Origin of the sequence: Paraburkholderia sp. XV (assembly GCF_020177535.1) — a bacterium.
GTDB lineage: Bacteria > Pseudomonadota > Gammaproteobacteria > Burkholderiales > Burkholderiaceae > Paraburkholderia > Paraburkholderia caribensis.
In genome coordinates, this window is record NZ_JAGUUD010000163.1 from 1 (window position 1) to 13729 (window position 13729).

Here is a 13729-nt window from a genome sequence, read left to right on the forward strand (position 1 = left end):
CCGCCCCGCACAGGGGCGACGCGTGAAGCGAGCTAACGAATCGCGGATGCCAGCGCAAAACACAAGCAAACCACCCCGCGTCGCCAGACAGACAAAAAAACCTACTTAGGCGCGATATCCCTCCGCACTCTCCTGATGTGCTGCTCGACATAAAACGCAGCCGCCTCGGCATCCCCATCCACGATAGCCTCATAGATCAACCGATGCTCGGACACATAAAGCCTGATCCGCCCAGGATCATGAATCCCGTCATCTTTGAGCCGTTTCCACAAAGGCTGATCCATAGCCTTCGCCACTTCGTCGGCGATCTTGACGAGCAGGGCATCGCCCGTCATCACCGCCAACTGCCGATGAAACAAACGATCGCTATCGTTCCATAGCGCGCGCTGCACGCCATCGGAGACATCGTCGATCGAATCCATCTGCGCAAGATAGTGCTCGGCAAGCTCGTCACGCTGGGCATTCGCGGCCGCGCGGCGCGCTATCGCAGGCTCCAGGATCAGACGAACATCGAGCGCCGACGTAGGGCTGAAGTCGGCATCACCTGGCATCTCGCCAGCAGCAGGCGCCGCCGCCAACCGCTGCAACGCGTCCGCGCAGACGTAAGTCCCCGAATTGCGCCGCGTCACGACCAAGCCCTCGTTCTGCAACGCGCCCAGCGCCTCCCGCACGGCAGGCCGCCCGACGCCGAACCGCGCCGCCAGATCGCGCTCCGACGGCAACCGCGCTTCAGGCGCGAACTGCCCGCTGCGAATCTCGCCGCGCATGCGCTCCGCGACCTGCTCGTAAATCTGCTTCGGGCGAAACGCGCGTTCCAGTGCGAATGAGGTCGAGGCCATGAATGCGTACCGTGCGACAAATGACAACAGAATGTGGACTGGCTTCAAACCAGTCTGCAGGATAAATTTTGAAACTGGTTGATCGACAACCAAAGCTGGTCTACATTTCGATCCAGTATAAGACAAAGACGATGGAGCGAGACGATATGTTGAACCAGCAACGGCCCGAAGCTTTCTTGCGAGGATCGAACGCATCATGAAGCTGAACCGCATGATCAGCACGGTCGAAGTGCACACGGGCGGCGAACCGTTTCGTATCGTCACGAGCGGGCTGCCGAAGATGCCCGGCAAGACCATCGTCGAGCGGCGCGCGTGGCTCAAGGAGCACGCCGATCATCTGCGCCGCGCGCTGATGCTGGAGCCGCGCGGCCACGCCGACATGTACGGCGGCTATCTGACCGATCCCGTCACGGAAGGCGCGGACTTCGGCATCATCTTCGTTCATAACGAGGGCTATAGCGACCATTGCGGCCACGGCGTGATCGCGCTGGCAACAACGGCCGTCTCGCTCGGGTGGGTCGAGCGCACGGAGCCGGAAACGCGCGTCGGCATCGATGCGCCTTGCGGCTTCATCGAAGCGTTCGTCAAATGGGACGGCGATCACGCCGGCAGCGTGCGCTTCGTCAACGTGCCGTCGTTTATCTGGCTGCGCGACGTGAGCGTCGAGACGCCCAGCTTCGGCACCGTGCGCGGCGATATCGCGTTCGGCGGCGCGTTTTACTTCTACACATCGGGCGAACCGTTCGGACTCGATGTGCGCGAAGACCACGTGGACCGCCTGATCCAGTTCGGCGCCGAAGTGAAGCGCGCGGCGAACGAGGCGTTCAAGGTTCAGCATCCGCAGATCCCCGAGATCAATCACATCTACGGCACCATCATCGACAACGCGCCGCGTCACGCGGGCTCCACGCAGGCCAATTGCTGCGTGTTCGCCGACCGCGAAGTGGACCGCTCGCCGACGGGCTCGGGCACGGCGGGGCGCGTCGCGCAACTATATCTGCGCGGGCAACTGCGCAAGGACGAGACGCTTGTCAACGAATCGATCATCGGCACGGTGTTTCGCGGGCGTGTGCTGTCCGAGACGAAGCTCGACCGCTTCGACGCCGTGATTCCGGAGATCGAAGGCGACGCGCATATTTGCGGTTTCGCGAACTGGCTCGTCGACGAGCGCGATCCGCTGACGTATGGCTTTCTGGTGCGCTGAACGCGCAAGGAGCAACCCCGACATGAGCAGCACGCCGATTTTCGACGCCGCCGGCACGGCGCGCCTGATTCCGTTTCGCGCGCTCGTGGACGCGCTGAAGACAGCCGCCGCCGACTACGCGGCCGGACGCGTCGCGAGCCCCGAGCGGCTGGTCGTGCCGCTGAACGACGACGGCATCATGCTGTCGATGCCCGCCGCGGCACGCGATCTCGCCATCCACAAGCTCGTCAACGTCTGCCCGCGCAATGGCGAGCGCGCGCTGCCGACCATCCACGGCCAGGTGATGGCGTTCGATCCCGACACGGGCAAGACGCTGTTCATTCTCGACGGTCCGACTGTCACGGGACGCCGCACGGCCGCGATGTCGATGCTCGGCATCGAGACGCTGTCGCGCGGCGCACCGAACGACATTCTGCTGATCGGCACGGGCACGCAGGCAGCGAGCCATCTGCGGGCAATCGGCGAGTTGTATCCGCAGGCGCGCGTGCGTGTGCTGGGCACGTCGGCGGCGCGGGCGCAGGCCTTCTGCGATGCGCAGCGCGGCACGGTGCGCGATCTGCAAGCCTTGAGCGGCGCGGCGATTCCCGATTCCGTCGATACCGTGATCGCGCTGACGACGAGCCGGCAGGCCGTCTACGACGAAGCACCGCGCGCCGGGCGGCTGGTGATCGGCGTCGGTGCATTTACGCCGCAGATGTGCGAGATCGGCGCGCGCACGCTTGCGGGCAGCACGCTGTATGCCGACGATCTCGCGGGCGCAAGGCACGAAGCGGGGGACTTCATCCAGGCTGGGATCAACTGGTCGACGGTGACGGGCATCGAGGGCGCGCTGGCGAGCCGGCCATCGTTCGATACGCCCATCGTCTTCAAGACGGTCGGTTGCGCGGCATGGGATCTCGCGGCCGGGCGTGTCGCGCGGGCGGCGCTGGGCGCGGGTTGAGTGGTTGAGGCCTCGCAGGTTCTTCGCCGTCGCCGCCCGGGTGAGGGAGGCAGCGGAACGAACGTCCGTGCCGTGTCACGACAGCAAGCGTGCAAACAATCCTAAAACGTTGCAACATAGTCGTCTCGCGCAAACCTGCCCGATTTCAGCGCCGCCTGAAAGGTGAGTCCGGACGGGCTTGCGTTTTTCCCAGCAGTTAATTTTTGCGACCGCGCTATGACGACTTCCACCGCTCCTGCTTCGCCGGACCGCCCGCTCGACATGATCATTTTCGGCGGCGCCGGCGACCTGTCAGCCCGCAAGCTGCTGCCCGCGCTGTATATGGCGCACACGCACGGAAATTTGCCGCCCGAAACGCGCATTCTCGCGATCGGCCGCCGCGAATGGGGGCGTGACGACTATCTGAAATGGATGGACGAGCAGAGCCGTCCGTTCATCGAATCGGGCGCGTTCGACGCGTCCGCTTGGGACCGCTTCCTGTCGCTGTTCGAATACGTGCGTGTCGATGTCGACCAGGCCGGCGACTACGAGCGTCTTGCCGAGGCATCGCGCCCGAACGCGCTGCGCGTGTTCTATCTGTCGACGTCGCCGGAACTGTTCACGACGATTTGCGACAACCTCTCGTCGCACGGTCTGCTCGACGAGCATTCGCGCGTCGTGCTCGAAAAACCGCTCGGTCACGATCTGGCGTCCGCGCAGGCGATCAACGATTCCGTCGGCAAGCATTTCTCCGAGCATCAGATCTACCGGATCGACCACTATCTCGGCAAGGAGACGGTGCAGAACCTGATGGTGCTGCGCTTCGGCAACGCGATCTTCGGGCCGCTGTGGCAGGCGCCGTATATCCGCAGCGTGCAGATCACGGTGGCGGAGTCGGTCGGCGTGGGCACGCGCGCGGGCTTCTACGACCACACGGGCGCGATGCGCGACATGGTGCAGAACCACTTGCTGCAACTGCTGTGCATCGTCGCGATGGAGCCGCCCGTATCGCTCGACGCCGATGCCGTGCGCGACGAAAAGCTGAAGGTGCTGCGCTCGCTGCGTCCGATGACGGCCGAGGACATCTCGCGCGATACGGTGCGTGGGCAGTACACGGCGGGTGCTGTCGGCGGCGAGCCGGTGAAGGGATACCTGGAAGAAGCGAACGTGCCCGCCGATAGCCGCGCGGAAACCTTCGTCGCGTTGCGCGCGCATATCAACAACTGGCGCTGGGCGAATGTGCCGTTCTATCTGCGCACGGGCAAACGGATGGCGAAGAAGCTGTCGGAGATCGTGATCGAGTTCGCGGATCTGCCGTTTTCGATCATGCCGAACAGTCCTTGTGGCCCGCGTAATTGCGGGAACCGGTTGGTGATCCAGTTGCAGCCGAATGAGTCGATCCAGTTGCAGATGCTTGCCAAGGAACCGGGCAGCGGGATGCGCACGTTGCCCGTGAATCTGAATCTCGATCTGGAGCAGGCGTTCACGAGCCGTCGCGCGGAAGCGTATGAGCGCCTGCTGATCGACGTCGTGCGCGGCAGGCTCACTCACTTCATGCGCCGCGATGAACTGGAAGCGGCATGGACGTGGGTCGATCCCATCATCGAAGCGTGGAAGCGTAATGGTGACAAGCCGAGAGCTTATACGGCCGGGACCTTCGGGCCGGGGGCTTCGACGGCGATGATGGCGCGGGATAATATGGTTTGGTCGGAGGAGTCGTAAGATAACGAAGGCGGACCACGGGTCCGCCTTTTTGTTTTCAGCGTTCGCGCGGGGTTATCGAAAACAAGGAGAAAGCGCAGCGCGTTTCCGACTCTATGGGGAGCGTGCTGCCCTCAAAACACATCCACTCTCCCCGGAAACGTCTCCTCATAAGCCACCGCCGCGTCCCCCTCAACGGGGGTTCCCCCGCGCTGCTCTCTGAACATCACCGGCGGCATCCCAAACTCCTTCCTGAACTCGCGCCCCAGGTGCGAAGCATCGGAAAACCCGCAACTCGAAGCAATATCCGCCACCGTCCTGTCCGAACTCGTCAATAACCAGGCCGCCGTCCTCAACCGAACCTGCTTCGCAAACGCCTGCGGACTCTTCCCCGTCTCCGCCTTGAACAGCCGCTCCAGCTGACGCGGCGACAGATCCAGCTTGCAAGCCAGTTCCTCCAGCGGCAGCGTGCGCCCGACATGCTGCTCCATCAGCAGAATCGCGCGCTTGACCTTCGGATGGGTCGCCGGCTCCAGCCCGGGCGGATGCGGCTGCGGCGCATTGCCTTTCTGCATTTCGCCGACCAGCAGAATCCGCAGCGCCTTCTGCACGGTCGCCGTCTCGAAGTGACGCAGCAAAATTGCCGCTGCCACATCGATCGAAGCCCGGCCGCCCGAACACGTAATCCGTCGACGGTCGATCACGAACAGCCGGTCCGCGATCAGCGCATCCGGATTGACGGAAGGAAAGCGCTCGACGAAATCCCAGTAGTGAAACCAGCTCACGCAAATCCGGTGCTCGTCGAGCACGCCCGCCCGCATCAGCGCGAACACCCCCGTGCAAATGCCGACCAGCGTCGTGTTCCCGCGCGCCGCCGCGCGAATGAACTGCAAGGTCTCGTCGTTCGCCTGCGGCCCCGAATGCAACAGTCCGCCGACCACGACCACATAGTCGAACGGCTCCGCATCGGCGAAGGTTTCCCACGGCGTGATCTGGATGCCGCAACTCGCGCGCACGGGCGCGAGCGTGTCGCCGATCACGCTCCACGAGCAACGTACGGGCTTGCTGTAGTCGCCTTCGTCGGCGGACAGGCGCAGCATGTCGACGAAGCCGGAGAACGCCGTCAGCGTGAAGTTCGGCAGCAGGACGATGCCGAAGCGGATGCGCTCCTTGGGCAGCGCATCGATGGAAGTCAACGGTAGCGAATCGACGATGGTCATGGCGCGATGGCGCAGTGGTCCAGCAAGTTCAATCGACTGAAAACAGAAAAACCAAACCCAAACGCGCCCGCACGCGGCATAACCCTAGCGTCGCCGATTCGCGCCTGCGTCTCTTGTCCTTTTCCGACACCGACTTGCGCTGATGCGAAGCGCGTTCATCCCCATGTGGCTTGGGCTCCGGCACGCTCGGCCCGCACTGGACTTGCGTTTTTCCGTCACTGAATTGCGGAGAAACGAAGTCCGGGCGCCATCTGGCGTCGCCATCCCACGTCGATGCCGTTTTTGTTCTATCGGCCGATTTTACGCTTTGGTGTACTGGCGTCACTGCGCAAACCACGCAGCGCACCCATTCAACTGAGCAAGGTTTCCATGAACGTCAGCGTTTTCGACCTGTTCAAGATCGGCATCGGCCCATCCAGTTCGCACACGGTCGGCCCGATGATCGCCGCCTGCCGCTTCGCTTCGCATATCGAGGACGCGAACCTGCTCGCGTTCGTGCGCCGCGTGAAAGTCGAGCTGTACGGCTCGCTCGGCGCGACGGGCAAGGGCCACGGTACCGACAAGGCCGTGCTGCTCGGCCTCGAAGGCCATCTGCCCGACACCATCGACCCCGATCTGATCGAGCCGCGCCTCGCCGATATCCGCAAGGGCAAGCGCCTGGCGCTGCTCGGTAAACACGAGATCGCCTTCGACGAAAAAGAGCACATCGCGTTCTTCCGCCGCCTGATGAGCGGCACGGGCAGCGTGGTGCATCCCAACGGCATGCGCTTCCAGGCGTTCGACGAGAACGGCCAGTTGCTGGTCGAAAAAGAGTATTACTCGGTCGGCGGCGGCTTTGTCGTGAATCGCGAAGGCGATCGCGTGAACGGGGTGCGCGCGGGCGGCGAGGTGCCGTATCCGTTCCGTACGGGCGACGATCTGATGCGCGTGTGCCGCGAAAGCGGCCTGTCGGTGGCGCAGGTGACGTTCGCCAACGAATGCGCGTCGCGTGCCCCGGAAGACGTGCGCGAAGGCCTGCTGACCATCTGGCGCACGATGGCCGCGTGCGTCGAACGCGGTTGCAAGATGCACGGCGAACTGCCCGGCCCGATGCGCGTGAAGCGCCGCGCCGCCGATCTCACCGTGCAACTGCGCACGCGTTCGGAAGAGTCGCTGCGCGATCCGCTGTCGATGCTCGACTGGGTCAATCTGTACGCGATGGCCGTCAACGAAGAGAACGCCGCCGGCGGCCGCGTGGTCACCGCGCCGACCAACGGCGCGGCGGGCGTGATTCCCGCCGTGCTGCACTACTACGTGAAGTTCGTGCCGGGCTCGAACGAAAACGGCATCGTCGACTTCCTGCTGACGGCGGCGGCGATCGGCATCATCTACAAGGAAACGGCGTCGATCTCGGGCGCGGAAGTGGGCTGCCAGGGCGAAGTGGGCGTCGCGTGCTCGATGGCGGCGGCGGCGCTCGCGGCCGTGATGGGCGGCACGCCAACACAAGTCGAGAACGCCGCCGAAATCGGCATGGAGCACAACCTGGGCATGACGTGCGACCCGGTCGGCGGCCTCGTGCAGATTCCGTGCATCGAGCGCAATGCGATGGGCGCGATCAAGGCGCTGAACGCATCGCGCATGGCGCTCAAGGGCGACGGCCAGCACTACGTGACGCTCGACAACGTCATCAAGACGATGCGCGAAACGGGCGCCGATATGAAAACGAAATACAAGGAGACGTCGCGCGGTGGTCTCGCCGTGAACGTCATCGAATGTTAATGGTAACGAGCAACAAGGGGTCTGCAAGATGAGCCGCTATTCGATATTCAGTCTGTTCCGCAACGGGTTGTCGTATCACGAGAACTGGGAGCGACAGTGGAGAAGCCCGGAACCGAAGAAGGAATACGACGTGGTGATCGTCGGCGGCGGCGGGCATGGTCTTGCGACCGCGTATTACCTCGCGAAGGAACACGGCGTGAAGAACGTCGCGATTCTGGAGAAAGGCTGGATCGGCGGCGGCAACACGGCGCGCAACACGACCATCGTGCGTTCGAACTATCTGTGGGACGAATCGGCGGCGCTGTACGAGAAGGCGATGAAGCTGTGGGAAGGCTTGTCGCAGGACCTCAACTACAACGTGATGTTCTCGCAGCGCGGCGTGCTGAATCTCGCACACACGCTCCAGGACGTGCGCGACACCGAGCGGCGCGTGAATGCGAACCGGCTGAACGGCGTCGATGCCGAGTTCCTCACGCCCGAGCAGATCAAGGAAATCGAGCCGACCATCAACCTGAATAGCCGCTATCCCGTGCTCGGCGCCTCGATTCAACGCCGTGCGGGCGTCGCGCGTCACGATGCCGTGGCGTGGGGCTTCGCACGCGGCGCGGATCAGGCGGGCGTCGACATCATCCAGAACTGCCAGGTGACGGGCATTCGCCGCGACGGCGGCCGCGTGACGGGCGTCGATACGGTCAAGGGCTTCATCAAGGCGAAGAAAGTCGCCGTCGTCGCAGCGGGCAACACGACGACACTCGCCGACATGGCGGGCATCCGTCTGCCGCTCGAAAGCCATCCGCTGCAGGCGCTGGTCTCCGAGCCGATCAAGCCCGTCGTCAACTCGGTGATCATGTCGAACGCGGTGCACGCGTACATCAGCCAGTCCGACAAGGGCGACCTGGTGATCGGCGCGGGCGTCGACCAGTACACGGGCTTTGGACAGCGCGGCAGCTTCCACATTATCGAAGGCACGCTGCAGGCCATCGTCGAAATGTTCCCGGTGTTCTCGCGCGTGCGGATGAACCGCCAGTGGGGCGGCATCGTCGACGTCTCGCCGGATGCGTGCCCGATCATCAGCAAGACCGACGTGAAGGGTCTGTACTTCAACTGCGGCTGGGGCACGGGCGGCTTCAAGGCGACGCCGGGCTCGGGCTGGGTGTTCGCGCACACCATCGCCAACGATGAACCGCATCCGCTGAACGCGGCGTTCTCGCTGGACCGCTTCTATACCGGCCATCTGATCGACGAACACGGCGCCGCTGCCGTGGCTCACTAAACGCACACACCGGAAAATCATCATGCTGACAATCGAATGCCCGTGGTGCGGGCCGCGCGCCGAATCCGAATTTAGCTGCGGCGGCGAAGCCGATATTGCACGTCCGCTCGACACCGACAAGCTCACCGACAAGGAATGGGGCGACTACCTGTTCATGCGCAAGAACCCGCGCGGCGTGCATCGCGAGCAATGGCTGCACACGCAGGGTTGCCGGCGCTGGTTCATGGCGACGCGCGACACCGTCTCCTATGAGATTCAAGGTTACGACACGTTCAAGACGGGCAACACGTCCGCCGACGCACAAGGGGGCAACAAGCAATGAGCCAGAAGAACCGCCTCGGCGCCGGTGGGCGCATCAACCGCGCGATTCCGCTGACCTTCACGTTCAACGGACGTACGTATCAGGGCTTTCAGGGCGACACGCTGGCGTCGGCGCTGCTCGCCAACGGCGTGCACTTCGTCGCGCGCAGCTTCAAGTATCACCGCCCGCGCGGCATCGTCACGGCTGACGTCGCGGAACCGAATGCCGTCGTGCAGCTGGAGCGCGGCGCATACACGGTGCCGAATGCACGTGCCACGGAAATCGAGTTGTATCAGGGACTTGTCGCGACCAGCGTGAATGCCGAGCCGAATCTCGAGCACGACCGCATGGCGATCAATCAGAAGTTCTCGCGCTTCATGCCCGCGGGCTTCTACTACAAGACGTTCATGTGGCCGGCAAAGTTCTGGCCGAAGTATGAAGAGAAAATTCGTGAAGCGGCGGGTCTCGGCAAGGCGCCCGAAGTGCTCGACGCCGATCGCTACGACAAGTGCTACGCGCATTGCGACGTGCTGGTGGTCGGCGGCGGCCCGACGGGTCTGGCAGCGGCGCACGCGGCGGCCGTGAGCGGCGCGCGCGTGATTCTCGTCGACGATCAGCGCGAACTCGGCGGCAGCCTGCTGTCGAGCAAGACGGAGATCGACGGACGTGCGGCGCTGAGCTGGGTCGAGAAGATCGAAGCGGAACTGTCGCGCATGCCGGATGTGACGATCCTGTCGCGCAGCACGGCGTTCGGTTATCAGGACCACAACCTCGTCACGGTGACGCAGCGCCTGACGGATCATCTGCCCGTGTCGATGCGCAAGGGCACGCGCGAGCTGCTGTGGAAGATCCGCGCGAAGCGCGTGATTCTCGCGACGGGCGCGCACGAACGTCCCATCGTGTTCGGCAATAACGATCTGCCTGGCGTGATGATGGCGTCGGCGGTCTCGACGTACATCCATCGCTTCGGCGTGCTGCCCGGCCGTAACGCCGTGGTGTTCACGAACAACGACGCGGGCTATCAGTGCGCGCTCGACATGAAGGCGTGCGGCGCTAGCGTGACGGTCGTCGATCCGCGTGCACAGGGCAACGGCGCATTGCAGGCAGCGGCGCGGCGTCATGGCGTGAAGATCATGAACAACGCAGCCGTGATGACGGCTCACGGCAAGCTGCGCGTCACGTCGGTCGAAGTGGTCGCGTATGCGAACGGCAAGACGGGCGCGAAGCAGGCCGATCTTCCGTGCGATCTCGTCGCGATGTCGGGCGGCTACAGCCCCGTGCTGCATCTGTTCGCGCAATCGGGCGGCAAGGCGCACTGGAACGACACGAAGGCGTGCTTCGTGCCGGGCAAGGGCATGCAGCCGGAAACGAGCATCGGCGCGGCGGCGGGCGAATTCAGCCTGGCGCGCGGACTGCGTCTTGCCGTCGACGCGGGCGTCGAAGCGGTGAAGTCGATCGGTTACGCGGTCACGCGTGTGCAAGTGCCGCAGGCCGCGGAAGTCGCCGAGTCGCCGTCGCAGCCGTTGTGGCTCGTCGGCAGCCGTACGGAAGCGGCGCGCGGCCCGAAGCAGTTCGTCGATTTCCAGAATGACGTGTCGGCGGCGGACATTCTGCTGGCGGCGCGCGAAGGCTTCGAATCCGTCGAACACGTGAAGCGCTACACGGCGATGGGCTTCGGCACCGATCAGGGCAAGCTCGGCAACATCAACGGCATGGCGATTCTCGCCGATGCGCTCGGCAAGACGATTCCCGAAACGGGCACGACCACGTTCCGTCCGAACTACACACCCGTGAGTTTCGGCACGTTCGCGGGCCGCGAACTCGGCGATCTGCTCGATCCGATCCGCAAGACGGCCGTGCACGAATGGCACGTCGAAAACGGCGCGATGTTCGAGGACGTCGGCAACTGGAAGCGGCCCTGGTACTTTCCGAAGAGCGGTGAAGATCTGCACGCGGCCGTGAAGCGCGAATGCCTCGCGGTGCGCAACAGCGTCGGCATTCTCGACGCGTCGACGCTCGGCAAGATCGACATTCAGGGACCTGACGCGGCGAAGCTGCTGAACTGGATGTACACGAATCCGTGGAGCAAGCTCGAAGTCGGCAAGTGCCGCTATGGCCTGATGCTCGATGAAAACGGCATGGTGTTCGACGACGGCGTGACCGTACGCCTCGCCGACCAGCACTTCATGATGACGACCACGACGGGCGGCGCGGCGCGCGTGCTGACGTGGATGGAGCGCTGGCTGCAGACGGAATGGCCGGACATGAAGGTGCGCCTCGCATCGGTCACCGATCACTGGGCGACGTTCGCCGTCGTCGGTCCGAAGAGCCGCAAGGTCGTGCAGAAGATTTGCAGCGACATCGACTTCGCCAACGAGGCATTCCCGTTCATGTCGTATCGCAACGGCACGGTGGCGGGCGTGAAGGCGCGCGTGATGCGGATCAGCTTCTCGGGCGAGCTTGCCTACGAAGTGAACGTGCCGGCGAACATGGGCCGCGCGGTGTGGGAAGCGCTGATGGCCGCGGGCGCGGAGTTCGATATCACGCCGTACGGTACGGAAACGATGCACGTGCTGCGCGCGGAGAAGGGCTACATCATCGTGGGCCAGGATACGGATGGCTCGATCACGCCGCACGATCTCGGCATGGGCGGGCTGGTTGCGAAGACGAAGGACTTCCTCGGACGTCGCTCGCTCGCACGCTCGGATACCGCGAAGGATGGGCGCAAGCAGTTTGTCGGCCTGCTCACCGACGATCCGCAACTGGTGCTTCCAGAGGGCAGCCAGATCGTCGCCGGTCCCTTCCAGGGCGAGACGGCGCCGATGCTTGGACACGTGACGTCGAGCTACTACAGCCCGATTCTGAATCGTTCGATTGCGCTCGCCGTGGTCAAGGGCGGCCTGAACAAGATGGGGCAAAACGTGACGATTCCGCTGGCGAGCGGCAAGCAGATCGCCGCGAAGATCGCCAGCCCCGTTTTCTACGACACCGAAGGAGTGCGTCAACATGTGGAATGAAGCAAGGAACAATGCACCGGGCGCAACCTCGGCTGTCGCGAACCGGGTGGCGGGACAACCGTGGCAGGAATCGCCGCTGGCGGGTGTCGGCGAACTGGTGAAGAAGCATGCGGCTGCGCCGTCGAAGAAGTTTCATCTGCGTGAGAAGGCGTTTTGCGATCTCGTGAATCTGCGGGGCGATGTGAGCGACGCGGCGTTTCTCGGTGCAGTCGAAAGCGTGACGGGTTGCCGTCCGCCTGCCAGGCCCAATACCGTCGTACGAGGCAATGGCTATGACGTGCTGTGGCTCGGGCCCGATGAATGGCTCGTGCGATCGCAGCAACCTCAGGCGCCTGTTGCCGAGGATAAGCTGGTCGAGGCGCTGCAAGGGCAGTTTGCTTCGGCGGTGGATATTGGCAGCGGCTGGACGGTGCTCGAAGTGAGCGGCGAGAAGGTGCGTGACGTGATTTCGCGTGGCTGTCCGCTGGATCTGCATCCGCGCGTGCTTGCGGCGGGGCAGTGTGCGCAGAGTCATTACTTCAAGGCGTCGATCGTGCTCGTGCCCATTGCTGACGATACGTATGAGATCGTCGTGCGTCGCAGTTTCGCCGATTACTTCGTTCGTATCATGCTCGATGCGGCTGAGCCGCTGCTGTCGTGAAGCCGTTCGAGGAGCCGTTGGCGGCTTATGTGCGGGCTGCTTCTGATGCGCGTGGCGCGGCTCGCGGCAAGGGCTGGCGTGTGTTTGTCGATGAGCTTGTCGTGGCGACGCGAATCGGCATTCATGCACATGAGCATCTTGCGGCGCAGCCTGTCGTGATCGATGCGAGTCTCTCTTATTGCTGCGAGCCTTCGGAGGAGGGCGCGCATGCGATGATCGACTATGAGCGTTACTGTAACCGCGTGAGTGAGTTTCTTTCCGTTAAGCCGCATACGCGGATGCTGGAGACTTTGGCAGTCGAAATTGCGCTGCTTTCGTTTGCGGAGTGGCCGGCGCTTGAGGCTATTACGCTTGCTTTGCATAAGCCCAGGATTCGTGAGGGCACGAAGCGGATTGGGGTTGAGTTGGACTGGACGCGGGGCGATTTTGAAGCGCATCGTGGCGGTTCTGCTTTGCGCTGATGAGCCGTTGATATGTCGCGTGCGCAAACGTCTGAACTGGTCAAACGTGTGTATGCGGCGGGAGACGCCGATGCTGCTGTTGCTCTGCTCGAGCAGAGTATTGCGCTGGGGCATCGGCGGATTGCCTTGATTCGGTATCTGCAGGCGCAGTATCTCGAGGCGGTGCTCGATGCCAGGCATCATGAGTATGTGAGGGGTGTTGCTGCGCGGATGAGTCCGGATGCCTTGGCTAGAGTTGTTGGGGAGGCGCGCTTGCGCGCGGGGCGGGGTGGGCGGGGGTAGTGGTTTGCTTTTGGTTTTGGTTTTGCTTTTGCCTTTGCCTTTGTTTTTTGCTTTTCGCCGGCATCCGCGAATTGTTAGCGTGCTTCAGGCGTCGCCCCTGTGCGGGGCGGCACC

At 63.5% G+C, this 13729-nt stretch carries 12 protein-coding genes; 10 read left to right on the forward strand and 2 right to left on the reverse strand.

Annotated features, from left to right (window positions below):
- Positions 1-101 precede the first annotated feature (101 nt).
- Entirely contained in the window at positions 102-839 is a 738-nt protein-coding gene (locus KFO72_RS38530) for a FadR/GntR family transcriptional regulator (protein ID WP_054930767.1), read from the reverse strand.
- 196 nt (positions 840-1035) lie between these two features.
- On the opposite strand from KFO72_RS38530, the gene lhpH reads away from it, so the two are divergent.
- From lhpH to zwf, 3 genes are all read left to right on the forward strand, one after another.
- On the forward strand, positions 1036-2043 hold the full coding sequence (gene lhpH / locus KFO72_RS38535; protein WP_060605754.1) for a trans-3-hydroxy-L-proline dehydratase: 1008 nt from the start codon (positions 1036-1038) through the stop codon (positions 2041-2043).
- Between the two features lie 22 nt (positions 2044-2065).
- Positions 2066-2983 carry a bifunctional Delta(1)-pyrroline-2-carboxylate/Delta(1)-piperideine-2-carboxylate reductase gene (lhpI, locus tag KFO72_RS38540; RefSeq protein WP_225034279.1) on the forward strand — a complete coding sequence of 306 codons (918 nt, stop codon included), beginning with the start codon at positions 2066-2068 and terminating at the stop codon, positions 2981-2983.
- Between the two features lie 216 nt (positions 2984-3199).
- Positions 3200-4684 (forward strand): glucose-6-phosphate dehydrogenase, encoded by a 1485-nt coding sequence (gene zwf / locus KFO72_RS38545; protein ID WP_054930764.1) that lies wholly within the window; start codon positions 3200-3202, stop codon positions 4682-4684.
- Between the two features lie 113 nt (positions 4685-4797).
- On the opposite strand, the gene KFO72_RS38550 is transcribed toward zwf, so the two are convergent.
- Entirely contained in the window at positions 4798-5883 is a 1086-nt protein-coding gene (locus KFO72_RS38550) for a GlxA family transcriptional regulator (protein ID WP_054930763.1), read from the reverse strand.
- Between the two features lie 369 nt (positions 5884-6252).
- On the opposite strand from KFO72_RS38550, the gene KFO72_RS38555 reads away from it, so the two are divergent.
- Genes KFO72_RS38555 through KFO72_RS38585 form a run of 7 tightly spaced genes read left to right on the forward strand, consistent with a single transcriptional unit; the run spans position 6253 to position 13615 of the window.
- Positions 6253-7641 carry an L-serine ammonia-lyase gene (locus KFO72_RS38555; protein ID WP_054930762.1) on the forward strand — a complete coding sequence of 463 codons (1389 nt, stop codon included), beginning with the start codon at positions 6253-6255 and terminating at the stop codon, positions 7639-7641.
- Between the two features lie 28 nt (positions 7642-7669).
- Positions 7670-8914, forward strand: a complete 1245-nt coding sequence (locus tag KFO72_RS38560; RefSeq protein ID WP_042313915.1) for a sarcosine oxidase subunit beta family protein — start codon at positions 7670-7672, stop codon at positions 8912-8914.
- A 22-nt stretch (positions 8915-8936) separates the two neighbouring features.
- The gene (locus KFO72_RS38565) at positions 8937-9236 is read left to right on the forward strand and encodes a sarcosine oxidase subunit delta (protein WP_054930761.1); all 300 of its coding nucleotides are present in this window, start codon (positions 8937-8939) and stop codon (positions 9234-9236) included.
- Entirely contained in the window at positions 9233-12232 is a 3000-nt protein-coding gene (locus KFO72_RS38570; RefSeq protein WP_176055341.1) for a sarcosine oxidase subunit alpha family protein, read from the forward strand. The genes KFO72_RS38565 and KFO72_RS38570 overlap by 4 nt, the downstream gene beginning before the upstream one ends.
- Positions 12222-12872 (forward strand): sarcosine oxidase subunit gamma, encoded by a 651-nt coding sequence (locus KFO72_RS38575; RefSeq protein ID WP_054930759.1) that lies wholly within the window; start codon positions 12222-12224, stop codon positions 12870-12872. The genes KFO72_RS38570 and KFO72_RS38575 overlap by 11 nt, the downstream gene beginning before the upstream one ends.
- Positions 12869-13333, forward strand: coding sequence for a dihydroneopterin aldolase (locus tag KFO72_RS38580; RefSeq protein ID WP_054930758.1), 465 nt, complete (start codon positions 12869-12871; stop codon positions 13331-13333). Before KFO72_RS38575 ends, KFO72_RS38580 begins: the two co-directional genes overlap by 4 nt.
- A 12-nt stretch (positions 13334-13345) precedes the next feature.
- Positions 13346-13615: a hypothetical protein gene (locus tag KFO72_RS38585; protein ID WP_054930757.1), complete on the forward strand. Its 270-nt coding sequence runs from the start codon at positions 13346-13348 to the stop codon at positions 13613-13615.
- Positions 13616-13729 lie beyond the last annotated feature (114 nt).

Coding starts and splice junctions, on each gene's coding strand:
- KFO72_RS38530 (WP_054930767.1), bottom strand. CDS start 839: ATGGCCTCGACCTCATTCGCACTGGAACGCGCGTTTCGCCCGAAGCAG.
- lhpH (WP_060605754.1), top strand. CDS start 1,036: ATGAAGCTGAACCGCATGATCAGCACGGTCGAAGTGCACACGGGCGGC.
- lhpI (WP_225034279.1), top strand. CDS start 2,066: ATGAGCAGCACGCCGATTTTCGACGCCGCCGGCACGGCGCGCCTGATT.
- zwf (WP_054930764.1), top strand. CDS start 3,200: ATGACGACTTCCACCGCTCCTGCTTCGCCGGACCGCCCGCTCGACATG.
- KFO72_RS38550 (WP_054930763.1), bottom strand. CDS start 5,883: ATGACCATCGTCGATTCGCTACCGTTGACTTCCATCGATGCGCTGCCC.
- KFO72_RS38555 (WP_054930762.1), top strand. CDS start 6,253: ATGAACGTCAGCGTTTTCGACCTGTTCAAGATCGGCATCGGCCCATCC.
- KFO72_RS38560 (WP_042313915.1), top strand. CDS start 7,670: ATGAGCCGCTATTCGATATTCAGTCTGTTCCGCAACGGGTTGTCGTAT.
- KFO72_RS38565 (WP_054930761.1), top strand. CDS start 8,937: ATGCTGACAATCGAATGCCCGTGGTGCGGGCCGCGCGCCGAATCCGAA.
- KFO72_RS38570 (WP_176055341.1), top strand. CDS start 9,233: ATGAGCCAGAAGAACCGCCTCGGCGCCGGTGGGCGCATCAACCGCGCG.
- KFO72_RS38575 (WP_054930759.1), top strand. CDS start 12,222: ATGTGGAATGAAGCAAGGAACAATGCACCGGGCGCAACCTCGGCTGTC.
- KFO72_RS38585 (WP_054930757.1), top strand. CDS start 13,346: ATGTCGCGTGCGCAAACGTCTGAACTGGTCAAACGTGTGTATGCGGCG.